We start from the raw sequence: 26,875 nt of genomic DNA on the forward strand, positions 1-26,875 counted from the left end.
ACGCGGTGGCTGACGAGCAATGACCGTGCTGAACTGGCCCGAGATCCTTCTGCGCCTCGGCGTCGCCACGCTCGCAGGCTGCGCCATCGGCCTCAATCGTGACCTGCACGGCAAGCCGATCGGGCTGAAGACGCTCGGCATCGTCGGGCTCTCGACCGCAACCGTCGTATTGCTGGCCGTGCAGTTCGCCGAGGCGGGCAAGATCACCGATGCGGCAAGCCGCGTCATCCAGGGCATCCTCACCGGCATCGGCTTCCTCGGTGCCGGCGTCATCGTCCACGAAAGCGACAGGTTTCGCGTCCGCGGCCTGACCAGTGCCGCCTGCACCTTCCTCGCCGCCTGCCTCGGCATCGCCTGCGGCGTCGGCCAGTGGCCGATCGTCGGAACGGCGCTGACACTGGCCTTCCTGATCCTCACCGTCGGCAATCGCGCCGAGCACTGGCTGCACCGGATGCTCGGCGCCAGGGACGAGACGCACGAAACCGATGCGTCGCCGAAGACGCGCTCCCCGGATGAGAGCTAGAACCGAAGCCGCCGCGCCCACAGCGGTTTCAGCAATTCGAGCACCGTCAGCACCAGCAGCCCCGCGCCGAGCGCGATCATCAGATCGTCCGCATGCAGCGGACCAAAGCGGAACAGGCTGGAGGCCGGCGGCCAGAGCAGCGCGGTGGCGAGAACGAGAGCCACCCCCGCGAAGATCCAGGTCAATGCGGGATTTGGACGGAAGAACGCGGACGCGAACGATGCGCTGAAGGACCGATTGACCAGGACCAGAGCGACAATGCAGACGACGAGCGTCACGAAAGCGAGCGTCCTCGCCTCGTCGGCGACGAGGCCGGAGCGAAGCGCGCCGACGAATATGATGGCGGTCAGGGCAAATGCGAGGGCCCCCTGAAGCACGCTCCAGCCAACCAGTGCCCACGAGAACAGCGCGGCATCAGGCCGCCTCGGCGGACGCGTCATCGCATCGCGCTCGTCCCGCTCCGCCTCGAACACCAGCGAGCATACGGGGTCGATGATCAGCTCCAGAAATGCGATGTGCACCGGACTGAAGATCAGCGGCAGCCCGAAGACCAGGGGCAGCAGCGCAAGTCCCGCGATCGGGACATGAACGGCGAAGATGAAGGCCATCGCCTTCCGCAGATTGTCGTAGATGCGGCGGCCCAGACGAATAGCCGACACGATCGAACCGAAATCGTCGTCGAGCAGCACGATCGCCGACGCCTCTCGCGCGACGTCGGTCCCGCGCCCTCCCATCGCGATGCCGATGTGGGCGGCCTTGAGCGAAGGCGCGTCGTTGACGCCGTCGCCGGTCATCGCCACGATCTCGCCGTTGAGCTTCATCGCCTGGACGATGCGCAGCTTCTGCTCCGGCAAAACCCGGGCGAACACGTTGACATGCCCGACGCGTTTCGCGAGCTCCGGATCATCCGCCAGCCTGACCTGATCGCCGGTCATGACGTCACGGACATCGAGTCCGGCCTGGTTCGCGATGGCAACGGCGGTTGCCGGATAATCGCCCGTGATCATGACGACGCGGATCCCCGCCGCGCGGCATTCGCGAACCGCCTCCGGGACATGGGGCCGCAGCGGATCGGCAAGCCCGACCAAGCCGACAAATCGAAACGCGAAATCCTCCTGGGTCGGCGGGAGTGAAGCGTCATCGCAGGCGGCAACGGCCATCCCCAGCACGCGAAGCCCGTCCCTCGCCATCGCGCTGGCGGCATCTCGCACCGAATCCTGATCAGCAGCGTTCATCCTGCACAGGCGCGCGATCGCCTCGGGTGCGCCCTTGGCGCATGCGACGAGGTCCGCCCGGCCGGCCGTGCGCCAGACCTGCGTCATGGCCAGCAGCTCGGGGCGCAGACCGTAGGTACGCACCAGCGTCCGGTCGCCGTCCGGCGCATCGCCTCCCCGCAAGGCGTCCTGCGCGAACAGATGCAGAGCCTTCTCCATCGGGTCGAACGGTTCCGGAGAGCTCGCCAGGGCACCGCAACGCGCCAGCTCGATGAATTCAGGCCTGGCGTCATCCCGCCCGGCGCTCTCCGGACGCATGCGTGCCCCGTCGAGCAGCCGCAACTCCGCGACGGACATCTGGTTCTGCGTCAGTGTCCCGGTCTTGTCGGTGCACAGCACGGTCGCAGAGCCGAGGACCTCGATGGCTGCGGCTCGCCGCGTCAGGACGCGCGCCTGCGAAATCCGCCAGGCTCCCATCGCCATGAAGACCGTGAGCACGACGCCAAATTCTTCCGGCAACATCGCCATGCCGATGGCGATGCCCGCAAGCAGCGCTTGCAGCCAGTCCCCACGCAAGACTCCGTAGAGCGCGACGGCGGCCACGCTGACGACCGCGCCGCCGAGGAAGCAGAGCCGCACCAGTCTTGCGGTCTGTTGCCGAAGCCGGGGCGGCTCGGTTTGCAAGCCGCGCAGCGACAGCCCGATCTTCCCGATCTCGCTGCGCGGGCCGGTGGCCTCGACCAGCGCCAGCCCCTCGCCGCGCACGACGAGCGAACCTGAATACACGAAGGGCTGATCCTCGCCGCCCGGCCGCTGATCGGCTGACATGGCCTTGCCGGCAGCCCGCTTGCGGACGGGCACCGACTCGCCGGTCAGCAGCGACTCGTCGATCTGCAGATCGCGCGCGTCCACCAACGCGGCGTCGGCCGGAATCCGGTCGCCTTCGCCGAGGACGAGCAGGTCGCCGCGCACGACCTCGCGGCCCGGGATGCGCCGACGCGCACCGTCCCGCACCACGAGCGCGCGCGGGCTGCTCAGGTCGCGCAAGGCTTCCAGAACGCGCTCGGTCCGGGTCTCCTGCACCACCGTGATCACGATCGACATCGCACCGAAGACCAAGAGGATCAGCGCTTCCCTGAGATCGCCGAGCACGAGGTAGACCAGCCCACCGCAAAGCAGCAGCACGAGCATCGGCTCGCGCAGCACTTCCATGACGATGCGGAGCGGACTGCGTCGTTCGGGCCGAGGCAATTCGTTGGCGCCGTCCTCTTCCAACCGCGCCCGAGCCTCGACCTCGCTCAGCCCGGCCGGTCTTTTGGCTTCCGTGGCGCTCACGTCTTCCGCCGCAGGCTCCAGAGACTTCCGGCGAGCAGGACGGCCGTCACGAGCAGTATGGCGACGAAGGTCTGGATGATTGTGAAGTTCAGCGCATCACGCGCGACGAACAGCGCGGTGATGGCTCCGGCCAGGACAAACAGAATGCGAAGGATCAGGCTCATCGTCGCGTCTCCAGGTCGGCATGATCCGGAGCCCACCTGGCGACGCGGGAGCGCAATGCTGGTTCGGCTGTCATGCCGGCGGACCTTAGCGGCCGCCGCCGACGCCGATTTGCGATACGTCAATTTTACCTGCGCCGTTGGGCCGCACGTTCGGCCCGGTCCGCCGCCTGCGCCTCCTCGACATCCAGCGTAATCGACACTTTCAGGAACGGCGCGCCCTGCCAGCGGACGTCCACGACGACGGGCCGCGCACGGCCCGGCCGCGGCATCGGGCGGCTCAAAGCGTCGGCGACTGGTGGAGATAACGGCCGTCGAAATCCGCGAGTTCGAAGAACTTCTGCTCGTCGAGTACGGTGACGCGGCCGCGCTGAAATTCCACGATCCCCTCCTGGCGCAACTGCTTGATCACCCGGTTGGCGTGGACCGCCGTGATCCCCAGGGCCTCGCCGATCTGCTCCTGGGTCAGCGGCATCTCGAAAGTGTTGCCGTCCACGCGACCGATCACCCTGAGGCGCTCGCGCAGCTCGATCATGACATGGGCGAGGCGTGCAGGCGCCGGACGCTGGCCGACATTGACGATCCATTCGCGAAACATCGCGGCGTCGATCAGCGTGTCCCGCCAAAACATCTCGGCGACGACCGGTCTGCGTTGGTGCAATCTTCGCAGCGTATCATGGCTGATGAAGCCCAGCGTGCACGGCGTCAACGTCGAGAGCTCATGGTCCATCACGTGCAGGAACAGGCTCATCAGGTCCGGGATCTCGCCCGGAATGTGCAGGGAGAGAATCTGTCGCTTGCCGCTCGCGATCGTCTTGGAGCGCGCGCAAAATCCCTCGACGATCAGGCAGCATTCGGTGGCCCGCTCGCCGTCCCTCACCACGGGCGTCTCCGCCGGATACTGTCTCACCGCGATCGGAAGCGCTTCGATTTCTCTGACATCCTCCTCCGAAATGCCGGAAGAGACGCGCAAACGCCTGACAAGCGCAGCACGAATCGTGTCGCTGGGCACGCGAAGTCGCTCCGTTTGCATGAATTGGACCCATGGCGCGCCGGGCGCCGCCGTCATGAAACCCGCGATCCGCGCCCCCGTTCCAACAAAAGTTAAGGACGCCGCTCGCGTCCGCATGGTTGGCTCCGCGCCGGAAAGGCCAGACCATGACCAAGAAACGCAACCGTACAAAACCGGCCCTGTCTCTCCAGGAGCGCTTGGACAAGTTCACGCAAGAGGCCCGCGCCGCCGCCAGGAAGCTGCCGGCCGGCGCCGAGCGCCACACGCTGTTGCAGAAGGCGCGCGACGGCGAGGCGGCCGCGGAGATGGAGCGCCTGCTGTCCCCGCCCGGTCCGCAAGCCCCGAAGTGATCTGCGACGCGCTACGCCGCTAGCGCTTCGCCATCAACTCGAGCGCCGGGGCAAAGCGCTCGGAAAACGTCAACGTCTTGGCGTGGTGAACTGCGGCAAACGATGCCGAGATTCCCGCTGAGGCGACCGCGAGCAAGGCAATTGCGAAAACCAGACGGCGCATTTTGGCCTCCTGTGTGAGCTCGACTACCCCACACAGATGGGACGGCTCTGTTTCAGGACGGTTTCGTGCGAACAGAAAATGGCTTCGCTCAAGAGGCTGTGATGAGGTCCTGTCGCGGGGCCGCAGCCGCCATACACTAATAGGTAGTTGCTGCTGTCTTGCAGCGGGTGCGAGCCGTGTCAGGAATTTTACGCACGCGCTCACGATCCTGAAATCGCAAGACTGCCGCAACAGGCAACATTTGCAGGAGTGCAAAGTCTTCGAGGATCACTCACATGAACGTCGTCATTCAGAAGCTCAATGGCCTATGGCACCTCATCATCGGATCGAGCCGGATCCGAACGCCCTTCCTGGAAACCCAGGAGCGCGCGCTGGTCGTGACTTACGCCCGGCGCATCTACCCCGGCGCCAAGATCTTCCAGCGCGATTGATCTGAGCCGCCGCGCCTAATCGTCGTCCGCCGGCCCGCACCAGCCCGGCAGATAGATCGCATCCTTGCTCTTGGCCGCGGACAGCGCCTTTTCCAGCGCCTTGTCGAAATTGGCATCCACCGCCTTGCGCGACAATTTCCGGCGCAGATAGTCGGCCCACAGGAATTCGGAGAACGGCGTGGTGTCCTTGGCAAATCCCCCCAGGCGGCGGAGCTCGCCGGCGAGGCTGCGGAAGGGATCGTCCCTGAGATCGGCGACTGATTTCGGCAGGTCGCGGAACGGCCGCCTTTCGCCCTTGGAATCGTAGGGATAGACCCAGCGCTTGTTGTCCATCACGCCCCAGAAGGCCTCGCGCTCGACCATCCTGAGGTCGCCGACGACAGTCACCAGCACTTCCTTGACGCCCTCGTCGTGCAATGCGCGGCCGAGATGATGATGGTCGATCACGTAGTAACGCTTGTCCGGCCCGTACACGACGGGGATCATGTGCTTGCCGAGCAGATCGGCCTGCTTCTTGCTGTCGTGCTCGCGCCAGCGTTTGCGCTTCTCCTTGACCTCGCGCATGCCGACCGTCATCTGCGTCGGCCGAAGCGACAGGATCGGCACCGGATGCACCCTCGGCTCGCGCGCGTTCGTGGTCATGGTCGAAGAGCCCCTCACATTGTTGGTTGCAACCGGTGGTCCAGGTTCCATGATTATGCCATGGGCCTTGCGGCGACAAAATGCGTTCGGCGCGCAAAGGGAGATCACAAGCCGATGTTCGCGGGACCGGGCACGGCAGGTGCCATGGCTGTTTTGCAGCGCAACCCCGCGCATCCTGACACCGGCATGACGACCGCTGTCGCGGGCCTTCGCGAAGAGGTCGTGCAAAAGCGCAATGCACGTACGCGTTGAGAAGATTTTCTGCAACGCGTTCACCACGTATGCTATCAAAAACCGCTGCTTCGGAGTGATCCTCGCACCATGAAATCCCAGCGGCCCATAAGCTCTGATGAGGAGCACCGGGTGCTCCAGTTCAGGCCGCGCACCTCCCCCTCCCCGACGGTCCACCGGGGCAACGGCACCGTGCAGCCGATGCGCGGCGCGCCCAAGCCGCTCGACCTGTCGCGCTACGAGCAGCCTCGCACCGAGCCGGACGATTTCCGCCACCGCATGCTCGCCAACATCGCCGCGCTCGCCTTCACCATCGCGCTGACCGCGATCGGGATCTGGCTCGCCGTGAGCATCGCCGACCTGCGCCGGACCCAGGATTGCGTGCTGATGGGCCGCCGCGACTGCGCCAAGATCACGACGCCGCACATCTAGGCCCGGCCCGCCGCCGATCCCCCGCCGCAAAGGGGCTCCGGCAGGCATCCCCAGCTCCGTCCCTTGCTGTCCCCTTGGCCTGCCCGGCTCCATTGAACTCAGGGCGGCGCTCCGATATACGGGCTCTCGACCCGGCCAGAGGGGGGTTGAGGGCGTCATCAGGGGCGCGATGCCCACCCGCCATGCCACTCTGGAACATCTGACAAATATCTGCAATATATCAAAGGCTTAGTGATGTCCTCCACATTCGATCAGGTCGCTACGATCATCGCTGAAACCTGCGACATTCCGCGCGACACGATCACGCCGGATAGCCACGCCATCGATGACCTCGGCATCGACAGCCTCGATTTCCTCGATATCGCGTTTGCGATCGACAAGCAGTTCGGCATCAAGCTGCCGCTGGAAAAGTGGACCCAGGAGGTCAACGACGGGAAAGCGACCACCGAACAATATTTCGTGCTGAAGAACCTGTGCGCGCGCATCGACGAGCTGGTTGCAGCCAAGGGCGCGAGCGCCTAATCGGGCGGCCATGCAACTCGAATACTTTCACATGATCGATCGCATCGTCGACCTCAGGGTCGACGAGAAGACGATCGTCGTCGAGGCCCAGGTCCCGAAGGAAAGCACCGTCTTCGAGGGACACTTCCCGGGCTATCCCTTGATGCCCGGCGTGCTCCTGATCGAATCGATGGCGCAGGCCTCGGGCTGGCTTCAGCTCGGCGTGTTCAAGTTCGAGCGCATGCCGATCCTGGCCGCCGTGAAGGAGGCCAAGGTGCGCGGCTCGGTGTTCCCCGGCGATCTCATGACCATCGAGGCGAGCCTCTCCTATGAGGGCTCGGGCTACGCCATGACCGAAGCCAAGATCAAGGTCGGCGGCAAGCTGCGCGCGAACTCGGCGCTCACCTTCACGCTGATTCCCTTCCCCAACGCGGACATGCGCGGATACATGGCGAAAGTCGCCGAGCGCGTCGGCTTTCCGCAGCAGGCCGTATCGCCATGACTGACACCGCTTCGACGCCCGGCCAGACGGAAGTCTGGATCACCGGCATTGGCCTTGCCACCTCGCTCGGCGAGGGCCTGGACGCCAACTGGGCCGCGCTCCAGGAGAAGCGCATCAATGTCGACGAGAAGGGCTTTGCGCCCTACATCGTGCATCCGCTGATGCCGGTCTCCTTCGACAGCCAGATCCCGAAGAAGGGCGACCAGCGCCAGATGGAAGCCTGGCAGCGCATCGGCACCTATGCCGCGGGCCTCGCGCTCGACTCTGCGGGGATCAAGGGCAACAAGGATATCCTGTCGAAGATCGACATGGTCGTGGCCGCCGGCGGCGGCGAGCGTGATCTCAACGTCGACACCGGCGTGCTCACGGCCGAGGCCAAGGGGGCGAATGCGCCCGGCTTCCTCAACGAACGCCTGATGAGCGATCTCAGGCCGACGCTGTTTCTGGCCCAGCTCTCCAATCTCCTCGCCGGCAACATCGCCATCGTGCACGGGCTCGGCGGCACCTCGCGCACCTTCATGGGCGAAGAGGTTGCGGGCGCCGATGCGGCCCGCATCGCGCTCGCGCGCATCGCCTCGGGCGAGAGCGACATCGCCCTGATCGGCGGCTCGCACAATGGCGAGCGCAAGGACCTCATGGTCCTCTACGAATTCGGCGACTTCAACCTGAAGGACAAGTTCGCTCCCGTCTGGGCGCGCAAGGACCACGCCGGCTTCGCGCTCGGCTCGGCCGGCGCGTTCCTGGTGCTGGAATCGAAGGCGCATGCGGAAGCGCGCGGCGCAAAGCCGTTCGCAAAACTGTCGAGCGTGGTGGCCGATCTGGCCCGGCGCAAGCAGCCCGGCGACATGGCGGCGACGCTGGAGAAGCTTTGGGCCAAGCTGCCGAAGCGCGAGGGCAAGGGCGCGATCATCACTGGCGCGACCGGCGCAGAGCCCGCGACATCCGAGGAGCGCGGCTTCCTGAAGGGCCACGCCGACTTCCCGGTTCGCTCGACCGGCACGATGTTCGGACACACCATGGAGACGCAATTCCCGCTCGGAATCGCGCTCGCCGCGCTGTCGATCTCGCGCGGCGCACTGTTCCCGCCGAACGATTCCACAGGGACCGAGATTGAAATGCAGGGGGCACCCACCCAGATTGTGGTCGTGGGGGCCGGACACTGGCGCGGCGAAGGCATGGCGCTGGTCGAGGCCGTAAGCTAGCTCTAGCGGGGGATCGACATGACTGCACCACGCGACAAATTCGGGCGTCCCGTCGTCGTCGTCACCGGCATGGGCATCATGACCTCGCTCGGCGCCGGCAAGGCGGACAATTGGGCGAAGCTCGTCGCCGGCGAATCCGGCATCCGCACCATCACGCGCTTTCCGGTCGACGGCCTGAAGACGACGATGGCCGGCACGGTCGATTTCGTCAGCGTCGATCCGTTCTCCTCCACCGGCCTGTCCGAGCGGATGGCCGAGATGGTCACGCAGGAAGCGCTCGAGCAGGCCGGCATCGGCGCCAACGCCGATTTCCCGGGCCCCCTCTTCCTCGCGGTCGCGCCCGTCGAAGTCGAATGGCCGCAGCGCCGCGAGCTCGGCCGCGCCGTCGGCAAGCTCGACTTCACTTATGACGACCTGCTGCGCATCTCCGGCGGCGGCAAGTACAGCGCCTATCATCACCGCTTCATGTTCGGCTCGGTCGCAGCCCATCTCGCCGAGACTTTTGGCACCAAGGGCTCGCCGATCTCGCTGTCCACGGCCTGCGCCTCGGGCGCGACCTCGATCCAGCTCGGCGTGGAAGCGATCCGCCGCGGCGAGACCGATGCCGCGCTGTGCGTCGCGACCGACGGCACGGTGAATCCGGAAGCGCTGGTGCGCTTCTCGCTGCTTTCGGCACTATCGACCCAAAACGATCCGCCGCAGGCGGCTTCCCGCCCCTTCTCCAAGAACCGCGACGGCTTCGTCATGGCCGAAGGCGCCGGCGCGCTGGTGCTGGAAAGCTATGAAGCGGCGACTGCGCGCGGTGCAAAAATCCTCGGCGTGATCGCCGGCTGCGGCGAGCTCACGGATTCCTTCCACCGCACTCGCTCCTCGCCCGACGGCAAGCCGATCATCGGCTGCATGAACAAGACGCTGGCCGATGCCGGCATGACCCCGGACCAGATCGACCACATCAACGCGCACGGCACCGCGACGCCCGAAAACGACAAGATGGAGTACAACACGACATCGGCCGTGTTCGGCGATCTCGTCTCGAAGATTCCGGTCACCTCCAACAAGTCGATGGTCGGCCACACCATCTCGGCCGCAGGCGCCGTGGAGGCGATCTTCTCGCTGCTGACCCTCGAGCACCAGCGCATCCCGCCGACGATCAACTACGAGACCCCGGATCCCACGATCCTGTTCGACGTCGTCGGCAACAAGGCGCGCGATGCGCGCGTGACCGCGGTCATGTCGAACTCGTTCGGCTTCGGCGGCCAGAACGCCTCGCTGATCCTGACCCGCGAACCGGCCTGACCGGACGTATGGCGCTGCTTCCTGCGAGCACGAAGGCCCGCGCGCGGGAGGCTGCCAAATCGATCGGCGGCACCCTGATCGGCGCCGCCACGGTCGGCATGCTGCGCACCACGCGCTATTTCGATCCGGTCAAGACCTCGGACTTCTTCTCACGCGTCGTGAAGCTGATCGGCCCGCGCCTGCGCGAGCACCGCATCGGCCGCGCCAATCTCACCGCTGCGTTTCCGGAGAAATCGCCGGAGGAGATCGAACAGATCCTGATGGGCGTCTGGGACAATCTCGGCCGCGTCGGCGCCGAATTCGCCCATATGGACCACGTCTGGGATTACGACCGCGACCATCCGGAAGTGAGCCGGATCGAATTGCCCAAGCGCAGCATCGAGCTGTTCGACCAAATCCGAGACGACGGCAAGCCGGCGCTGATCTTCGCCGCTCACCTCGCGAACTGGGAATTGCCGGCGCTCGCCGCCGTCGCGCACGGGCTGGATGCCGCGATCCTCTATCGCCGGCCGAACATCGCCTCCGCCGATCGCATCATCCAGGAGATGCGCCAGGTCAACATGGGCACGTTGATCCCTGCGGGGCGCGATGCGCCGCTCCGCCTCGCTCAGGCGCTGAAGGACGGCAAGCACGTCGCCATGCTGATCGACCAGTACCTGACCGGCGGCGTCGAGGTCACCTTCTTCGGGCGCAAGACCCGCGCCAATCCGATGCTGGCGCGCCTCTTGCGCCAGGTCGAATGCCCGATCCACGGCGTCCGCGTCATCCGCAAGCCCGGCGGCCGCTTCGCCGCGGAGCTGACGGAGGAAGTCCCGCCGGTCCGCGATGCCGACGGCAAGATCGACATCCAGGGCACGACGCAGGCGATCACCAACGTGGTGGAAGGCTGGGTGCGCGAGCATCCCGAACAGTGGTTGTGGCTGCACCGCAGGTGGCGCTAGCTACGCCGTCATTGCGAGGAGCGAAGCGGCGAAGCAATCCAGAGCGTCTCCGCGAATCGATTCTGGATTGCTTCGCTTCGCTCGCAATGACGGGTGCCGCACGTCAGCGCCCCGTCTTCACCTTGGTCCAGAGCCGGTTGATGATGCGCTGGGTCGCCGGCTCACGCGCCGTGATGACGAACAGTTTTGCGAGCGTCGCTTCGTCCGGATAGATGTTCTTGTCGCCCAGGATTTTCGGATCGACCAGCTTCTGGCTGGCGAGGTTGCCGTTGGCATAGGACAGGAAGTCCGAGTTCTTGGCGGCGACGTCCGGGCGGTAGAGATAGTTGATCAGCTCATAGGCTTCGCTGACGTTCTTGGCATCCGCGGGGATCGCGAGATTGTCGAAGAACATCTGCGCGCCCTCCTTCGGGATCGTGTAGCCGATCTCGACGCCGCTCTTGGCTTCCGCAGCGCGGGCGCGGGCCTGCATGATGTCGCCGGACCAGCCGACCACGAAACAGATCTCGCCGGTGGCAAGCGCGCTCAGATATTCGGACGAGTGGAACTTGCGCACGGACGGGCGAACCTTGGCGACGGCATCGGCGGCCTTCTCGAGGTCCGCCTGCTTGGTCGAGTTCGGATCGAGCCCGAGATAGCTCAGCGCCGCCGGAAAGATGTCGTCGGCGGAGTCGAGCATGTGCACGCCGCAGTCTTTGAACTTGGCGAGGTTCTCCGGCTTGAAGACGATGTCCCAGCTGTCGATCTTCGCGTCGGGTCCGAGGATCTGCTTCACCTTGGCGACGTTGTAGCCGATGCCCGTGGTGCCCCACATGTAGTTGGCGGCGTAGACGTTGCCGGGGTCGTAGATGCCGAGGCGCTGCGTCACGACAGGCCAGGCATGGCTAAGGTTCGGCAGCCTCGACTTGTCGAGCTTCTGGAAGATGTTGGCCTTGATCTGGCGCTGGAGGAAATAGGCAGTCGGCACCACGACGTCGTAGCCGGACTTGCCGGCCATCAGGCGCGTCTCCAGCGTCTCGTTGGCGTCGAACGTGTCGTAGACCACCTTGATGCCGGTCTCCTTGGTGAAGGCCTCAAGGACATCAGGCGCCATGTAGTTGGACCAGTTGTAGAAGTTGACGACCCGCTCCTCGGCGCCTGCGGGGGCGGAGAGCAACGTCAGCGCAGCGGCGATCGCGAGGCCAAAGCCAAGGCCAAAGCGAAGTCCGGAGCGGCCGACGTTCGTCATCTCTGTCTACCTCTTGCGTCCACGCACGGCGTCCGACAGCCGCTCCAAGGCGGTGTCAAGCGTCTGGTCCTTCTTGGCGAAGCAGAAGCGCACCACCGAGGTCACGGGGTCCTGCTCGTAGAACGCCGAGACCGGGATCGCCGCGACCTTGTAGTCCTTCACGATCCGCCAGCAGAACTCGGTATCGCTCTCGTTGAGCCCGAGCGGCGACAGGTCGACGGTGAGGAAGTAGGTCCCTTGCGACTTCAGCACGGGGAAGCCGAGGCTTTCGAGACCCTTGGTCAGCCGGTCCCTGCTCCGGGTCAGGTCCTTGCGCATCGACAGGAAGTAGTCGTCGGACTTGCCGAGGCCATAGGCGACGGCGGCCTGCAGGTTCGGCGCGGTGGTGAAGGTCAGGAACTGGTGCACCTTGGCGGCGACGCGCAAGAGCGGCGGCGCGGCGCAGACGAAGCCGATCTTCCACCCCGTCAGCGAGAATATCTTGCCGGCCGAGCCGACCTTGATGGTGCGCTCGCGCATGCCCGGGATGGTGATCAGCGGGATGTGCTTGTGCTCGTCGAAGGTGACGTGCTCCCAGACCTCGTCGCAGATCGCGATGACGTCGAACTCCTGGCAGTAGCGCGCCAAGAGCTCGAGGTCCTCGCGCGGATAGACCACCGCGGAGGGATTTAAGGGATTGTTGAAGAGCACCGCCTTGGTCTTTGAATTGAAGACGCTTTTCAGCATGTCCTCATTCAGCCGCCAGTGCGGCGGCTCGAGCCGGACGAGGCGCGGAATACCGCCGGCCTGGCGGATGATCGGCAGGTAGGAATCATAGACCGGCTGGAAGCAGACCACCTCGTCGCCGGGCTGCACCACCGCGAGGATGGCCGAGGTCAGCGCCTCGGTGCCGCCGGAGGTGACCATCACCTCGCTCATCGGATCGAGCTTGAGGCCGTGCCAGTGGCCGTAATGGGTTGCGATCGCCTGGCGCAGCTCCGGCAGGCCCATCATCGACGGGTACTGGTTGTAGCCGTTCAGCGAGGCGTCAGCCGCGGCGCGGCGGATGTCCTCGGGGCCGGGATCGTCAGGAAAGCCTTGGCCGAGATTGATGGCGGCGTTGTCGCGCGCGGCCTGCGACATCGCCTCAAAGATAGTGACGGGAAGGTCGGCGAAGACCTTGTTCAGGGACGAGCTCTTGGACATCGGCCGGATCAGCCACCGACCTTGCTGGGAAGACCTGCCGCCTTCCAGCCCAGCATGCCGCCGGCCAGATGCTTGTCGTAAGGCAGGCCCGCCGCCTGCGCCGCGAGCGAGGCCGTCACCGAGCGCTTGCCGGAGCGGCAGGCGAACACGACCTGCTTGCCTTGGGGATCGGGGATCGCCTTGGGGTCGAAGGTCGAGAGCGGAACCACGACGCCGTAGGGATAGGCCTCGGCGTCGACTTCGTTCGGCTCGCGGACGTCGACGAGCAGATAGCGTCCCTCCGCGACACCCTTGGAGACCTCGTCCGGGGTCAGATCCTGTACTTGATTTGCCACATCATCCTCCAACGTCGCGAGCCGCATGCCGGGGCGATCCCGGCGGGCGGCAACCTCGCCTCTCGGGAGACGAAAATCAAGCGCTCCAAAGGCTTGAGCCGCGCGGCGCAAGTTAAAGCTAAATCGCAGCGACTTGAAGTCCGGCGTTCAGGATGCCCTCACCACGCATTCGGTGTCATTCCCCGCGAAGGCGGGGAATCCAATACGCCGCGGCCTCGCCGTATCCCCTTGCCGTCTCTGGAATACTGGATCGCCCGGTCAATGACAGCAGTGGAAACGGACGTGCGCCAGCCCGGACCCTAGATCGTCACCTGCGTTCCGACCTCGACCACGCGGCCGCTAGGGATCTGGAAATAGTCGGTGGCGTCGTTGGCGGAGCGGCTGAGCGAGATGAACAGCCGGTCCTGCCAACGCGGCATGCCGGAATGGGCGGCGGGCTTCAGCGCCCTGCGCGACAGGAAGAACGAGGTCGACATGATGTCGAACTGCCAGCCGAGCTTGCGGGCGATCGCCAGCGCCTTCGGCACGTTGGGCGATTCCATGAACCCGAACTTCAGCGTCACCTTGGAGAAGGTCGGGCTGATCTGCTCCAGCCTGACGCGCTCGGCCGGGTCGATCCGCGGGGTCTGCGCGGTCTCGATGGTGAGAATGACATTCTTCTCGTGCAGCACTTTGTAGTGCTTCAGACTATGCATCAGCGCGGTCGGGGCACTGAGCGGGTCCGAGGTCAGGAACACGGCGGTTCCGGGCACGCGTTGCGGCGGCCGCTTCTCCAGCATGGCCACGAGGTCGGCGAGCGGGAACTCGAGCTTGCGCGATTTCTCGAACAGCAGCCGGCTGCCGCGCCGCCACGTATACATCAGGATGATCATGAGCGCGCCGAGGGCGAGCGGCACCCAGCCGCCCTCGAACACCTTGAGCAGGTTGGCGGCCAGGAAGGTCAGGTCGAGGAACAGGAAGGGCGCGATGAGCGCGGCCGCCGCGAGCGGCGACCACCGCCAGACCTTCCAGATCACGACGAAGCCCATCATCGCCGTGACCACCATGGTGCCGGTGACGGAGATGCCGTAGGCGGACGCCAGCGCGCTCGAGGAGCGGAACAGCAGCACCAGGAGCACCACCGCGACCAGCAGGAGCTGGTTGATGCGCGGGATGAAGATCTGGCCGGAATGGGCTTCAGACGTATGGCGAATTTCAAAGCGCGGCAGCAGCCCGAGCTGGATCGCCTGGCGTGTCAGCGAATAGGCGCCGGTGATGACGGCCTGGCTTGCGATGACGGTGGCGGCGGTGGCGAGCACGACCATGGCGCCACGGATCCAGCCTTGCGGAAACAACTGGAAGAACGGGCTCTCGATCGCCCCGGGATCACCGAGCACGAGCGCCCCCTGCCCCAGATAGTTCAGCGCCAGCGATGGCAGCACGATGAACAGCCAGGCGGTCTGGATCGGCCGTTTGCCGAAATGGCCGAGGTCGGCATAGAGCGCCTCGGCACCGGTGACCGCCAGGAACACCGCGCCCAGCGTCACGAAGCCGATGATGCCGTGGTGGAGCATGAAGGATACGGCATAGAGCGGGTTCAGCGCGAACAGCACTTGCGGCTGCGCGATGATCGGATGGATCGCCGCCACAGCAATGACCGCGAACCAGACGCACATGATCGGGCCAAAAAAGGCGGCGACGCGGGCGGTGCCGCGCGACTGCACGGCGAACAGGCCGACCAGGATGATTACGGTCAGCGGCACGATGTAGGGCTCGAACCGCAGCGTGACGTCCTTCATGCCTTCGATCGCCGACAGCACCGAAAGCGCGGGGGTGATGACGGCGTCGCCGTAGAACAGGGCCCCGGAGATGATGCCGAGCAGGACGATGGTCGCCCCGCCGGTGCCGACCGCGCGCTGGGCCAGCGCCATCAGCGCGAGGGTACCGCCCTCGCCGTTGTTGTCGGCGCGGAGCAGGATCACGACGTATTTGAGCGTCACCACGACGATGAGCGCCCACAGGATCAGGGAGAGCACGCCGAGCACGGCCGCCGGCGTGGCGAGCCCGTCGGTGCCCGAGGAGGCCGCCGTCACGGCCTCGCGGAACGCGTAGAGCGGACTGGTGCCGATGTCGCCATAGACCACGCCGATGCTGCCGAGCGTCAGCGCGCCGAAACCGGCCGTGGTGTGGGCCTCGCCATGGCCATTGGCCGCCGCCGTTTCCGGGGCGGGAACTGCTACGTCGCTTGTCATGGGAGAGCCCGGTGGCCTCTAAAAATGCTTCACTGCACAACGGCGGAAGAGCGCGGGCTTATAGTCCTGCGCTGTCGGCATAGCCTAGCCCGTTTTTGGGCCCTCGCCATGCAAATTTTGCATGGATCCGCCAATTGCGTTCAGATGGTGACTTGGGTGCCGACTTCAACCACCCGCCCCGTGGGAATCTGGAAATAGTCGGTGGCGTCGTTGGCGGACCGGCTTAGCGCGATGAACAGGTGGTCCTGCCAGAGCGGCATGCCTGACTGCGCCGAGGCCTTCAGCGACCGCCGCGACACGAAGAACGACGTCGACATGATGTCGAACTGCCAGCCCTGCTTGCGCGCGATCGCGAGAGCCTTGGGGACGTTCGGCTGCTCCATGAAGCCGAAGCGCAGGCGGACCTTGGAGAACTTGTCGCTGATCTTCTCCATGCGGAACCGCTCCGACAGATCGACCCGCGGCGTATGCGCGGTCTCGATGGTCAGGACCACGTTGTGCTCGTGCAGCACCTTGTTGTGCTTGAGGTTGTGCAGCAGCGCGGTCGGCACGAAGGATGGATCGCTGGTCAGGAACACCGCCGTGCCCTTGACGATATGCGGCGGCCGCTTCTCCAGGCTCCGGATCAGATCGTCCAGCGGCACCTCGATCCGGCGCGTCTTCTGGATCAGGATTCCCGAGCCCCGCCGCCAGGTCCAGATCGTCCCCGCCATGGCTGCGCCGAACAGCAGCGGCACCCAGGCGCCCTCCAGCAGCTTGAGCAGATTGGCGCTGAAGAAGCTCATGTCCACGACGACGAAGGGCAGGATCACGGCAGCCGCCGTAGCCGCGCGCCAGTTCCACAATTTCCAGATCACGACGAAGCCCATGATGCCGTCGGCGACCATGGTGGTGGAGACCGCGATGCCATAGGCCGAAGCCAGATTGCTGGGGGTGTGGAACAACAGCACCAGCAGCATCACGCCGATCAGCAGCAGCCGGTTGACGCGCGGCAGATAGATCTGGCCGGCATGGCTTTCGGAGGTGTAGCGCACCTCGAAGCGCGGCAGCAGGCCGAGCTGCACGGCTTGATAGACCAGCGAATAGGCGCCGGTGATCACCGCCTGGCTCGCGATCACGGTCGCCGCCGTCGCAAGACCGACCAGCGGCAGCACCAGATGCTCGGGCACCATGCGATAGAAGGAATGCTCGATCGCGCTGGGATCGGACAGCACCAGCGCGCCCTGGCCGAAATAGTTGATCAAGAGCGAGGGCAGCACGAAGAACATCCAGGCCGCCTGGATCGGCTTGCGGCCGAAATGACCGAGATCGGCGTAGAGCGCCTCTCCGCCGGTCACCGCCAGGAACACGGCGCCCAGCGTCACCAGGCCGATCGTGCCGTGCGACAGCAGGAATTGCAGCGCGTAATAGGGATTGATCGCGGCAAGTACCGACGGATCGTCGGCGATGTGGACGGCGCCCATCACCGCAATACACGTGAACCAGACCACCATCACCGGCCCGAAGGCCGAGGCCACCAGCGCGGTCCCCTTGCTTTGGACCGCGAACAGCAGCACCAGGATGAGGACGGTGAGCGGCACGACGTAGTGCTCCAGGGCGGGCGTCGCGAGCTTCAAGCCCTCGACCGCCGACAGCACCGAGATCGCCGGCGTGATCATGGAATCGCCGATGAACATGGAGGCGCCGACCACGCCGAGCGCGAGCAGGAACCAGCTTCGCCGCCCGAGCGCACGCTGGCCGAGCGCCATCAGCGAGAGCGTACCGCCCTCCCCGTTGTTGTCGGCGCGCAAGAGCAGCAGGACGTATTTGGCGGTAACGACGATCAGCAGCGCCCACAGGATCAGCGAGAGCACGCCGAGCACCATGACCCGCGTGACCGGCTCGCCATGGGCCGCGCCCCGCACCGCCTCGTGGAATGCGTAGAGCGGCGAGGTGCCGATGTCGCCGAAAACGACACCGATGCTCCCGAGCGTGAGCGCCCAAAAGCCCGATGTGACCGGCCCTTCCTGGGTCTCGGTCGATGTGATGCTCGCCGTCATGTGGATGGAAAACGCTTCGTCCCTGAATTTGATCCGGCGCCTTTTGACGCTTCCGGCGCGCCTGTCAATCGGCACCCCACCTTAGCAGGCGCCGGGCCGAATGCTGTGACGGCGCAGCCACGCTCGTCGCCTGCGCGACGAGATGCCTCAGGTAAGATGGTAGCGCAAGGGGCTTATCGTTTGGACATGATCCCCGCGCAAACGCGTGTCGCGTTTGTCGCGAAGGAGAACCGGTGCCCACTTCTCCGGATCATGCCTACGGCTTCAAATTCGGCGGCAGCGGCGGATCCTCGCGCATCAGGGTGATGGTCACGCGCCGGTTGGCGGCCAGCGAGGGATCGTCCGGAAACAGCGGCTGGGTGTCCGCCTTGCCGGAGACGGCGAAGATGTGCGAGGCCGGCAGGCCCTCGCGCTCGAGGATCTGCCGCACGGCATTGGCGCGGTCGGCGGATAGATCGAAGGCACCGTAGTCGCTACGGGTCGGCACGAAGCCGGCCGCGGTGTGGCCGGCGATGGAGACGCGGAGCGGCGTGGCCTTGAGCGGAATCGCCAGCTTCTCGACCAGGCGGCGGGTGCGGTCATAGGGCACCTTGGAGCCGTCGGCGAACATCGAGCGGCCGTCCTGGTCGACGATTTCGAGATTGAGACCCTGCTTGGTCTCCTCGAACATGATGTGCTTGGACATCTCGGTCAGTTCCGGCATGTCCTGCAAGGCCTGCCGCAGCGAGGCCGCGGCGAGCGCGAAATTGCGGTCGACCTTGATCTTCGCCCCCGACGTGCGGTCGCGGTCCTCCTGGTCCGGGGTCGGCGTGTTGGAGGCATCCTCGGGCTGGATATGATCGACGTTCTTCAGCCGCGGGCGCGTCGGCAGGCCGTCGGACTCGACGATGCCGGCGTAGCGCGCTTCGCTCTGCACGCCGAAGGCGTCGCGCATCGAACCGGCGACGATCTTGAGCTTGTTGGCGTCCTGCGTCGAGAACGCGACGAGCATCACGAAGAAGCTCATCATCAGGCCCATCAAATCGGCGAAGGTCACGAACCAGCCGTGACCGCCCCCGTGAGCATCGCCGCGCTTCTTCTTGGCCATGGCTGTCTGTCCCGGCGGGCGGCGTTACGCCGGCACCGGCTCGCCTTCGGCGTGGCGATGCTTCTCCGGCAGATAGGCCAGCAGCATTTCGCGCACCAGCGTCGGGCTCTTGGAGTCGCGGATCATCAGGATGCCGTCGATGATCAGGGTGCGGTTGGTCTCTTCATCCAGCAGCTTGCCGTGCAGCTTGTCGGCGATCGGCAGACAGAACAGGTTCGCGACGAGCGCGCCGTAAAGCGTTGCGAGCAGCGCGGTCGCCATGAACGGGCCGAGCTTGGAAGGGTCGGTCATGTTCGCGAACATCTGCACCATGCCGATCAGGGTGCCGATCATGCCGAAGGCCGGGGCGCAGTCGCCGATGGCACGATAGATCTTGCTGCCCTCGTCGAGGTGCATCAGGAAGTTGTCACGGTCGCGCTCGAGATTGTCGCGGATGAAGTCGAGGTCGTAACCGTCGGCGACATAGCGGATGCCCTTGGCGAGGAACGGCTCGTCGGTCTCGACCTTTTCGAGACCCACCGGACCCTGCTTGCGGGCGATCTCGGCGATGCGGGCGAGTTCGTCAACGAGGTCGTGCGCCGACAGCCGGCTCATGGTGAAGGCGAACTTGGCGCCGAGCGGAAGGCCGTGCAGGAGCGCGCTGAGCGGAAAGCGGATCATGGTGGCGGAGATCGAGCCGCCGAAGATGATGATCATCGCATGTTCGGAGATGAACATGTGGAGGTCGCCGCCCATGAAGATCATCGCTGCGATGACGATGATGCCCGCCGTGAGCCCAACGCCGGTCATGATATCCATGAGAGACTCCAACGCGTACGCAACAACGGCCGTCCTGGCCGCTGGCGCGGCCCAACCCCGAACCGCATCGGAAACCCTAGAGGGCCGCCCTTAAAGCCGCGTAAAGGTTAAGTTGAGCCGGCGCGCCGGACCGGCGCAGCGCGCCGGGAGAAAGCCGGCTTTGCCGACCTCCGACGGGAATCTCAACACTTCGCTAACCATGTTTGCGCGGGGCTAAGACGAGATGCCCACCAGTTCCAGGCTGAGCGCGCGCAGACGCTTGCGTGCGTCGGCATCGTAGGCTTGCGGATTGGCGCGCGCCTCATTGATGCCGTTGAAGAACAATCCGCTCTTGCCTGCGACGTCGTCGCCCTCGACGAGGCGCAGGATCGCCGCGCCGCCCTGCTCCACCGTCGAGATCGGCGTGATGCCGCCGGCCCGCACCATGGTGGTGTTCATGTAGGTCGCCGGATGCAGCGAGTTCACGGTGACACCCGCGCCCTTCACTTCCTCGGCGAAATCGATCGTGAACATGATCTGCGCGAGCTTGCTCTGCGCATAGGCGCGCGAGCCGCTATAGCCCTTGGTGATCATGACGTCGTCGAAGTCGATCGGATGCTGGCCGAGCGAGGCGACGTTGACGATGCGCGACGGCGCCGCGGCCTTCAGCAGCGGCAGCAAGAGATGGGCGAGGAGGAAGCCGGAGAGATAATTGACGGCGAAGCGCAGCTCATGACCGTCGGCGCTGACCTGACGCTGCGGCCCGTCACTCTGCGAGCCGATGCCGGCGTTGCTGACGAAGACGTCGAGACGCTGGTGATCACGTTTCACGGCTTCCGCGAGTGCGCGCGTGCCCGACATCGACGACAGGTCCGCCTGATAGAAGATCGGCGCGGCATGACCGGCTTTCACGATCTCGTCGATCAGCGTCTTTGCGCGCGCCGCATCGCGGCCGTGGATCAGGACCTTCGCGCACTCGGCCGCCAGCCGGCGCGCGACGTAGCGGCCGACGCCGTCGGTCGAGCCAGTAATCAGGACCGTCTTGTCATTCATCTGCATCGCAGGCCCTCCGACTGCGGCCCTAGGCCACATCCGTGACCAGGAATCATACAGTATTCTATGGCCGGTGCGGCATGCTCCATCACAGGAGCCGTTTTGCAATGTTGACGCTGTTCGGCCTTCTCACCGCGCTTCCTGCGGTTCTGGCGCTTCATCTGCTCGAACCGGAACTCGTCCTGCCGGCGTTCAGCGTCCTGCTCTTTGTCGAAGCCGCTTTCGCAGTGATCGCAGCGCGCCTGGTTCAAGGTCCTGACAAGGCGGACGACATCACCCTGTGGGATCTCGCCGGCGGCTTCACCCTGATCGGGTGCGCCGCCGCAATGTTCGCCGAGCCGGATCAGGCCGCCCTGTTTCTGACGGAACAGGGCGACCCGCGGCCGGCATCGGGGCCGTAAGCTGCAAGCTCAGTGGATCTCCGCCGAGCGCTTCAGCGCGGCCTTCAGCTTCTCCAGCGAGAAGTCGGGGCTGCGGGCGATCTCCAGGATCGGCGTCTCGCGGCGGCCGCAGAGTTCGGCGGCCTCGGGCAGCTTTGCGGCGACGTCGAGCGGGATCACGATGGCGCCGTGCTGATCTGCGTGGATGAGATCATCGGACTTCACGGTCATGCCGGCGACGCGCACTTCGCCGCCAAAACTCTCCGCATGCACCCAGGCATGCGACGGGCCGATCGAGCCGGCCAGCGCCTGGAAGCCAGGGGCCCATTGCGGGATGTCGCGGATCGATCCGTCGGTGATGACGCCGAGGCAGCCGAGCGCCTTGTGCACGTTGCTCTGCACCTCGCCCCAGAACGCGCCGTAGCCGACGTCGGGGCCGTCGATGTCCTGGATCACCGAGATGCGCGGCCCGTGGCCGGTGCCGACATACTCGTAATATTCGATGCGGCGCTTCGACTGCTCTTCGGCAGGCAGCGAGGATTTCAGCACCGAGCGGATCGCAACCGTGCGGGCATAGCCGACGATCGGCGGCAGGTCGGGGAACGGACAAACCAGTTGCTTGGTGGTGTAGCCGATCAGCCGGCGCTCGGGTGCCACGATCTCCATGGCGTTGCAGATCGTCGGGGTGTCATAGCGGCCCAGCGCTTCGAGGACGGAAGCGGGCAGCGGCCCGGTCGCGGTATCAGTCACGGCGTTCTCTCCCAGATTGGCGGCTGATTGACGCGATGCCGCCGGCACAGGGCGATATAGCCGAGATCGGGCCTCAACCCAACTCAGCGCGCCTTCATGGCAGATATCCGCGAAAAACGCTCAGCGCATGATCCGGAAAAGTGCGCAGCGGTTTTCCGAAAAGATCACGCTCAAACAACGACCTAAAGCGCGATGAGGTTTCAGCCAAATCTCATCGCGCTTTAGTGCAGCCGTCCGGGCCGGTCGTCGTCGTGCGGCGGCTCCGACAGGTTCGCCAGCGTCGGCGCCGACGGCGGCGACGAGATCTCGCCTCCCGCAGGCGTGGCAGCATCCATCGCGCGCGCCTGGTCGCGATAGGATTTGTAGCCGAGCGGCAAAGCGAGAAGATACAGCACCGTGCCGATCGACAGCACGTGCCAGGGATAGGCGATCAGGATAGCAATGAAGACGATCACCGCGACGAAGGCCGGCAGCACCAGTTCCGGCGGCACGCGCATGCGCTTGGTCTTGCCGGAGAACACCGGCAGGCGCGACACCATCAGGAAGGCGATCAGCAGCGTGTAGGCCGCCGTCACCGCCGCGGGCGCGCGGCCGAGATCGAGGAACGCCACATAGATCGGCAGCAGAACCGTGATCGCACCGGCCGGCGCCGGCACGCCGGTGAAGAAATTGGCGGCGAAGGCCGGCTTGTTGGGATCGTCCATTGTGGCGTTGAAGCGCGCAAGACGCAGGCCGCCGGAGATCGCGAACACCATCGCGGCGATCCAGCCGGCATTGCCGAGCTCGTGCAACTGCCAGAAATACAGCATCAGCCCGGGCGCGACGCCGAAATTGACGAAGTCGGCGAGGCTGTCGAGCTCCGCCCCGAACTTGGACTGGCCCTTGATCATGCGCGCGATGCGGCCGTCGATGCCGTCCAGCGCGGCGGCGAACACGATGGCGTAGACGGCGAGCGACATCCGCCCCTCGATCGACAGCCGGATAGACGTCAGGCCGGCGCAGATCGCCAGCAGCGTGATGACGTTGGGCACCAGCATCCGCACCGGAATCGGGCGGAACCGCCGGCGGCGAACGTCAGGGTCTTTGATGTCATAGGGCGTCATGGCTCGTCCTCACCTTGAGGCGAGATATAGCAAGCCGCGTCCCCCTCCGCCATTGCGGCGGAAGGGCCCCAGGGACCGACTTATTGGTTAATTGGCGCGGTAGGCGCGGCTCGGGTCGTCGCCGGCAAGATCGGCCAAAATCGTCTCGCCGGCGATCGCGGTCTGCCCTTCCGACACCAGCGCCTTGGTGCCGACTGGCAGATAGACGTCGAGGCGCGAGCCGAAACGGATCAGGCCGAACCGCTCGCCGGCGCCGATCGCCTGGCCCTCCCTGACGAAGCAGACGATGCGCTTGGCGATCAGCCCTGCGATCTGGACCACGCCGATCCGTGCCGTGGGCGTCGTGATCACCAGCGAGTTGCGCTCGTTGTCCTCGCTCGCCTTGTCGAGCTCGGCATTGATGAAGAGGCCGGGCCGGTAGGCGATGCGGTCCACCCTGCCCGCGATCGGGCTGCGGTTCACATGGCAGTTGAACACGCTCATGAACACCGAGATGCGCGGCAGCGGCCGGTCGCCGAGCCCGAGCTCGGCCGGCGGCAGCGCCATGGTGATCATCGAGACGCGGCCGTCGGCCGGCGACACCACCAGCCCCTCGCGCACCGGCGTCACCCGCACGGGGTCGCGGAAGAACAGCGCGCACCATACGGTGAGGATGGTGCCGATCCACCCCAAAGGCGACCACAGCCAGAACAGGATCAGGCTTGCCAGCGCAAAGCCGCCGATGAAGGGATAGCCCTCCTTGTGGATCGGCGGGATCTGACGCTGGATCGAATCGAGAATGGACATCGCTATCTGCCGCTCTGGGTTGATGGCGCAGGGCGTCCCGCGCGGTGGAGTTGTTTAGGCCAGAGTTGGGACCGGAGACAAGATCACTCCGCAGCCGCAGGCGTCGTCAGGGCGTCCTCGACCGGCGGTGGCTGCCGGTTGGGCGCCTCGCTGGTATCGGCCATCTTGGCCAGCTTCTCGCGCGCGGCCTCCGCCTCGCGCTGCCTGTTCCACATGCTGGCATAGAGGCCGCCCTGCGCGAGCAGCTTTGCGTGAGTGCCACGCTCGGCGATCCGGCCCTGGTCCAGCACGATGATCTCGTCGGCGCCGACGATGGTCGAAAGCCGGTGCGCGATCACCAGCGAGGTGCGGTTCTTCGCCACGCGGTCGAGGGCGCCCTGGATCTCGTGCTCGGTGTGGGTGTCGAGCGCGGAGGTCGCCTCGTCCAGCACCAGGATCGGCGGCGCCTTCAAGACGGTGCGCGCGATCGCGACGCGCTGCTTCTCGCCGCCCGACAGTTTCAGGCCGCGCTCGCCGACCTGGGTCTCATAGCCCTTCGGCGCCATGCGGATGAAATTGTCGATCTGCGCGAGGCGTGCCGCCTCCTCGACCTCGGCATCGCTGGCGTCCCAGCGTCCGTAGCGGATGTTGTAGCGGATGGTGTCGTTGAACAGCACGGTGTCCTGCGGCACCATGCCGATGGACGCGCGCAAGCTCGCCTGCGTGACCTCGCGAATATCCTGGCCGTCGATCAGGATCCTGCCGCCGGAGATGTCGTAGAGGCGGAACAGCAGCCGCGATATGGTCGACTTGCCGGCGCCCGACGGCCCGACGATCGCGACCGTCTTGCCGGCCGGCACCTCGAAGCTGATGCCCTTCAGGATCGGACGCGCCGGCTCATAGGCGAAGCGCACGTCCTCGAAACGCACGATGCCGGCGGAGATGACCAGCGGCTGCGCGTCGGGGCCGTCCTTGATCTCGGCCTCGCGTCCCAGCACGCCAAACATCTTCTCGATGTCGATGATCGCCTGCTTGATCTCGCGATAGACCATGCCCATGAAGTTCAGCGGCTGGTAGAGCTGGATCATCATGGCGTTGACCAGCACGAAATCGCCGACCGTGTTGGTGCCGTTGCGCACGCCGATGGCGCACATCAGCATGGTCGCGGTCAGCCCCAGCGTGAAGATCACGGCCTGGCCGGTGTTGAGCACCGCGAGCGACGTATAGGCCTGGACGCTCGACTCCTCGTAGCGCGCGACCGAGCGGTCGTAGCGCTGCGCCTCGCGCGCCTCGGCGCCGAAATATTTCACGGTCTCGTAGTTGAGCAGCGAGTCGATCGCCTTGGTGTTCGCCTCGGTGTCGGAATCGTTCATCTTGCGGCGGATGCCGATCCGCCACTCGGTCGCGATGTAGGTGTAGTACATGTAGACCGCGACCGTGATCAGCGTCGCCACCACGTAGCGCCAGTCGAACTGCCAGAGCAGCACGGCGAGCAGCAGCGAAACCTCGACGATGGTCGGGATCAGCTGAAGGATCACCATGCGCACGATGACCTCGATGCCCTCGCGGCCGCGCTCGAGCACGCGCGTCAGGCCGCCGGTCTTGCGCTCGAGGTGGAAGCGCAGCGACAGCTCGTGCATGTGGATGAAGGTGATGGTGGCGAGCTTGCGCACCGCATGCATGGCGACGCGCGCGAAGAGGCCGTCGCGCCACTGCGTCAGCACCGCCATCAGGATGCGCGTCGCGCCGTAACTCGCCGTCAGCAGCAGTGGCGAAGCGATCACCCAGAGGTGCCAGTTGTCGGGCAGCACCGGCGCGGTGTTCGCGCCGGTCAGCGCGTCCGTCGCCCATTTGAAGCTGAACGGCACCGTCAGCGTGATCAGCTTGGCGGCGAGCAGCAGCACCATCGACCAGACCACGCGCATCTTCAGGTCGAAGCGGTCGCCCGGCCAGATATAGGGCCACAGATGCGCCAGCGTGCCCATCAGGGTGGCCCGCTCGAGCGGCCCGCCGGCGGGATCTGGCACGTCGGCGCCGGGCGGCGAATGAGGTTGGTTCATCAAGAAGCCTGAAAGCCCGCCGGATGCGGGCGCGGTGCGATTAACGATTTTCGCTCGTCATATAGAAGCTTCCGGGAGCGAGCGCACCCCGCCAGATGGCGAATCTTTGATTGTTTGTCGCCATTTACCGGTAGATTTCCGGGAGGTCCGAATCACCGATTGGGCTTGACGCCTCTTCGCTGCAATGCATCATGGCACCAATGAGCACGATCAAAACCGTCTGTGTCTATTGCGGCTCCGGCCCCGGAACCAATCCCCGCTTCACCGAAGGCGCCAAGGCGTTCGGCAAGGCGCTCGCCGAGAACAACATCCGCCTGGTCTATGGCGGCGGCTCGCTCGGCCTGATGGGCTCGGTCGCAACCTCCGTCCTCGATAATGGCGGCACCGTCACCGGCATCATTCCCGAATTCCTCCGGATGCGCGAGAACGCGCTGACGCGGGTGCAGGAGATGATCGTCACCCCCGACATGCATGAGCGCAAGCGGCTGATGTTCGAGCGCTCCGACGCCTTCGTGGCGCTGCCGGGCGGCGTCGGCACGCTGGAGGAGCTGGTCGAGCAGTTGACCTGGAAGCAACTCGGCCGTCACGCCAAGCCCGTGCTGCTCGCCAATATCGACAATTTCTGGGAGCCGCTGTTCTCGCTGCTGTCGCACATGCGCCAGACCGAGTTCATCCGTGCCGGCCTCTCGGTCGACATCCTCAAGGCCGATCGGGTCGAGGAGATCCTGCCGAAGCTGAAGGCCGCCGTGGCACAGCTCGCCGAGGCGGAAAAAGAGCTCGCTCCGGAAGTCGCGCGCAAGCTGTAACGATTGGTTGGCTCGATTTCACCGCGGGCTCCGTCACCTCTCCCGCTTGCGGGAGAGGTCGCCGCATAGCGGCGGGTGAGGGTTCTCTTCTCTTGGGGGTTCTCGCCCGTGGAGATACCCCCACCCCAACCCTCCCCCGC

Annotated in this window: 28 protein-coding genes; 11 read left to right on the forward strand and 17 right to left on the reverse strand. The window is 65.5% G+C overall.

Translation table 11 applies throughout. From position 1 onward, the window contains the following. Positions 1-19 precede the first annotated feature (19 nt). Positions 20-523: an MgtC/SapB family protein gene (locus AB5K84_RS28055; RefSeq protein WP_011086597.1), complete on the forward strand. Its 504-nt coding sequence runs from the start codon at positions 20-22 to the stop codon at positions 521-523. Here AB5K84_RS28055 and AB5K84_RS28060 read toward each other — a convergent pair. The 3 genes from AB5K84_RS28060 to AB5K84_RS28070 form a co-directional block, all read right to left on the reverse strand. Continuing rightward, entirely contained in the window at positions 520-3,072 is a 2,553-nt protein-coding gene (locus AB5K84_RS28060) for an HAD-IC family P-type ATPase (protein WP_011086596.1), read from the reverse strand. The two genes, AB5K84_RS28055 and AB5K84_RS28060, sit on opposite strands and share 4 nt — an antisense overlap. Then, the gene (locus AB5K84_RS28065) at positions 3,069-3,236 is read right to left on the reverse strand and encodes a hypothetical protein (RefSeq protein WP_165405372.1); all 168 of its coding nucleotides are present in this window, start codon (positions 3,234-3,236) and stop codon (positions 3,069-3,071) included. The genes AB5K84_RS28060 and AB5K84_RS28065 overlap by 4 nt, the downstream gene beginning before the upstream one ends. Positions 3,237-3,513: 277 nt before the next feature. After that, entirely contained in the window at positions 3,514-4,245 is a 732-nt protein-coding gene (locus AB5K84_RS28070) for a Crp/Fnr family transcriptional regulator (RefSeq protein WP_038966262.1), read from the reverse strand. A 146-nt stretch (positions 4,246-4,391) separates the two neighbouring features. Between AB5K84_RS28070 and AB5K84_RS28075 the strand changes: the two genes are divergently transcribed. Further along, complete coding sequence (locus AB5K84_RS28075) at positions 4,392-4,595, forward strand: hypothetical protein (RefSeq protein WP_011086594.1); 204 nt, start codon at positions 4,392-4,394, stop codon at positions 4,593-4,595. A 19-nt stretch (positions 4,596-4,614) separates the two neighbouring features. Here the strand turns inward: AB5K84_RS28075 and AB5K84_RS28080 are convergent, their stop codons facing one another. Beyond that, positions 4,615-4,758 (reverse strand): hypothetical protein, encoded by a 144-nt coding sequence (locus AB5K84_RS28080; RefSeq protein ID WP_165448150.1) that lies wholly within the window; start codon positions 4,756-4,758, stop codon positions 4,615-4,617. Positions 4,759-5,033: 275 nt separating this feature from the next. Here AB5K84_RS28080 and AB5K84_RS28085 point away from each other — a divergent pair, with 275 nt between their 5' ends. Further along, on the forward strand, positions 5,034-5,189 hold the full coding sequence (locus AB5K84_RS28085; protein ID WP_165448149.1) for a hypothetical protein: 156 nt from the start codon (positions 5,034-5,036) through the stop codon (positions 5,187-5,189). Positions 5,190-5,204: 15 nt separating this feature from the next. On the opposite strand, the gene AB5K84_RS28090 is transcribed toward AB5K84_RS28085, so the two are convergent. Beyond that, the gene (locus tag AB5K84_RS28090) at positions 5,205-5,831 is read right to left on the reverse strand and encodes a ParB-like protein (RefSeq protein ID WP_028170879.1); all 627 of its coding nucleotides are present in this window, start codon (positions 5,829-5,831) and stop codon (positions 5,205-5,207) included. A 321-nt stretch (positions 5,832-6,152) separates the two neighbouring features. Here AB5K84_RS28090 and AB5K84_RS28095 point away from each other — a divergent pair, with 321 nt between their 5' ends. The 6 genes from AB5K84_RS28095 (at position 6,153) to AB5K84_RS28120 (ending at position 10,936) form a co-directional block, all read left to right on the forward strand. Further along, entirely contained in the window at positions 6,153-6,494 is a 342-nt protein-coding gene (locus AB5K84_RS28095) for a hypothetical protein (RefSeq protein ID WP_028170878.1), read from the forward strand. Positions 6,495-6,728: 234 nt separating this feature from the next. After that, positions 6,729-7,016, forward strand: coding sequence for an acyl carrier protein (locus tag AB5K84_RS28100; RefSeq protein WP_007592476.1), 288 nt, complete (start codon positions 6,729-6,731; stop codon positions 7,014-7,016). Between the two features lie 10 nt (positions 7,017-7,026). Next, positions 7,027-7,497 carry a 3-hydroxyacyl-ACP dehydratase FabZ family protein gene (locus tag AB5K84_RS28105; RefSeq protein ID WP_011086591.1) on the forward strand — a complete coding sequence of 157 codons (471 nt, stop codon included), beginning with the start codon at positions 7,027-7,029 and terminating at the stop codon, positions 7,495-7,497. Next, entirely contained in the window at positions 7,494-8,699 is a 1,206-nt protein-coding gene (locus AB5K84_RS28110; RefSeq protein ID WP_011086590.1) for a beta-ketoacyl-ACP synthase, read from the forward strand. The genes AB5K84_RS28105 and AB5K84_RS28110 overlap by 4 nt, the downstream gene beginning before the upstream one ends. Before the next feature lie 18 nt (positions 8,700-8,717). Beyond that, a complete protein-coding gene (locus AB5K84_RS28115; protein WP_011086589.1) occupies positions 8,718-9,995 on the forward strand; it encodes a beta-ketoacyl-ACP synthase in 1,278 nt (425 codons plus the stop codon). A gap of 8 nt (positions 9,996-10,003) precedes the next feature. Continuing rightward, positions 10,004-10,936 (forward strand): lipid A biosynthesis lauroyl acyltransferase, encoded by a 933-nt coding sequence (locus tag AB5K84_RS28120; RefSeq protein ID WP_011086588.1) that lies wholly within the window; start codon positions 10,004-10,006, stop codon positions 10,934-10,936. Between the two features lie 103 nt (positions 10,937-11,039). Here AB5K84_RS28120 and AB5K84_RS28125 read toward each other — a convergent pair whose 3' ends face one another. The 8 genes from AB5K84_RS28125 to AB5K84_RS28160 form a co-directional block, all read right to left on the reverse strand. After that, on the reverse strand, positions 11,040-12,164 hold the full coding sequence (locus tag AB5K84_RS28125; RefSeq protein ID WP_011086587.1) for a polyamine ABC transporter substrate-binding protein: 1,125 nt from the start codon (positions 12,162-12,164) through the stop codon (positions 11,040-11,042). Between the two features lie 6 nt (positions 12,165-12,170). Next, entirely contained in the window at positions 12,171-13,349 is a 1,179-nt protein-coding gene (locus tag AB5K84_RS28130; protein ID WP_011086586.1) for an aminotransferase, read from the reverse strand. 8 nt (positions 13,350-13,357) lie between these two features. Continuing rightward, positions 13,358-13,684 (reverse strand): rhodanese-like domain-containing protein, encoded by a 327-nt coding sequence (locus tag AB5K84_RS28135; RefSeq protein ID WP_038966259.1) that lies wholly within the window; start codon positions 13,682-13,684, stop codon positions 13,358-13,360. Positions 13,685-13,983: 299 nt separating this feature from the next. Next, a complete protein-coding gene (locus tag AB5K84_RS28140; protein WP_011086584.1) occupies positions 13,984-15,915 on the reverse strand; it encodes a potassium transporter Kup in 1,932 nt (643 codons plus the stop codon). Between the two features lie 140 nt (positions 15,916-16,055). After that, a complete protein-coding gene (locus AB5K84_RS28145) occupies positions 16,056-17,954 on the reverse strand; it encodes a potassium transporter Kup (RefSeq protein ID WP_063921615.1) in 1,899 nt (632 codons plus the stop codon). A gap of 256 nt (positions 17,955-18,210) precedes the next feature. Beyond that, entirely contained in the window at positions 18,211-19,041 is an 831-nt protein-coding gene (locus AB5K84_RS28150; RefSeq protein WP_011086582.1) for an OmpA/MotB family protein, read from the reverse strand. Between the two features lie 24 nt (positions 19,042-19,065). Beyond that, positions 19,066-19,839: a motility protein A gene (locus AB5K84_RS28155; RefSeq protein WP_011086581.1), complete on the reverse strand. Its 774-nt coding sequence runs from the start codon at positions 19,837-19,839 to the stop codon at positions 19,066-19,068. A gap of 213 nt (positions 19,840-20,052) precedes the next feature. Next, positions 20,053-20,877, reverse strand: coding sequence for an SDR family NAD(P)-dependent oxidoreductase (locus tag AB5K84_RS28160; RefSeq protein ID WP_063921445.1), 825 nt, complete (start codon positions 20,875-20,877; stop codon positions 20,053-20,055). 101 nt (positions 20,878-20,978) lie between these two features. Here AB5K84_RS28160 and AB5K84_RS28165 point away from each other — a divergent pair, with 101 nt between their 5' ends. Continuing rightward, positions 20,979-21,272 carry a hypothetical protein gene (locus AB5K84_RS28165; protein ID WP_038966246.1) on the forward strand — a complete coding sequence of 98 codons (294 nt, stop codon included), beginning with the start codon at positions 20,979-20,981 and terminating at the stop codon, positions 21,270-21,272. A 9-nt stretch (positions 21,273-21,281) separates the two neighbouring features. On the opposite strand, the gene AB5K84_RS28170 is transcribed toward AB5K84_RS28165, so the two are convergent. From AB5K84_RS28170 to AB5K84_RS28185, 4 genes are all read right to left on the reverse strand, one after another. After that, entirely contained in the window at positions 21,282-22,001 is a 720-nt protein-coding gene (locus tag AB5K84_RS28170) for an RraA family protein (protein ID WP_038966252.1), read from the reverse strand. A 221-nt stretch (positions 22,002-22,222) separates the two neighbouring features. Continuing rightward, positions 22,223-23,104, reverse strand: coding sequence for a CDP-alcohol phosphatidyltransferase family protein (locus AB5K84_RS28175; RefSeq protein WP_011086578.1), 882 nt, complete (start codon positions 23,102-23,104; stop codon positions 22,223-22,225). A gap of 87 nt (positions 23,105-23,191) precedes the next feature. Continuing rightward, complete coding sequence (locus tag AB5K84_RS28180; protein ID WP_257784524.1) at positions 23,192-23,896, reverse strand: phosphatidylserine decarboxylase; 705 nt, start codon at positions 23,894-23,896, stop codon at positions 23,192-23,194. Positions 23,897-23,973: 77 nt separating this feature from the next. After that, positions 23,974-25,929 (reverse strand): ABCB family ABC transporter ATP-binding protein/permease, encoded by a 1,956-nt coding sequence (locus AB5K84_RS28185; protein ID WP_011086576.1) that lies wholly within the window; start codon positions 25,927-25,929, stop codon positions 23,974-23,976. A gap of 200 nt (positions 25,930-26,129) precedes the next feature. Here AB5K84_RS28185 and AB5K84_RS28190 point away from each other — a divergent pair, with 200 nt between their 5' ends. After that, positions 26,130-26,735: a TIGR00730 family Rossman fold protein gene (locus AB5K84_RS28190; RefSeq protein ID WP_028170865.1), complete on the forward strand. Its 606-nt coding sequence runs from the start codon at positions 26,130-26,132 to the stop codon at positions 26,733-26,735. Positions 26,736-26,875 lie beyond the last annotated feature (140 nt).

The sequence above is a fragment of the Bradyrhizobium sp. 1200_D9_N1_1 genome, from assembly GCF_052075915.1.
In the GTDB taxonomy this organism is placed as follows: Bacteria; Pseudomonadota; Alphaproteobacteria; order Rhizobiales; family Xanthobacteraceae; genus Bradyrhizobium; species Bradyrhizobium diazoefficiens.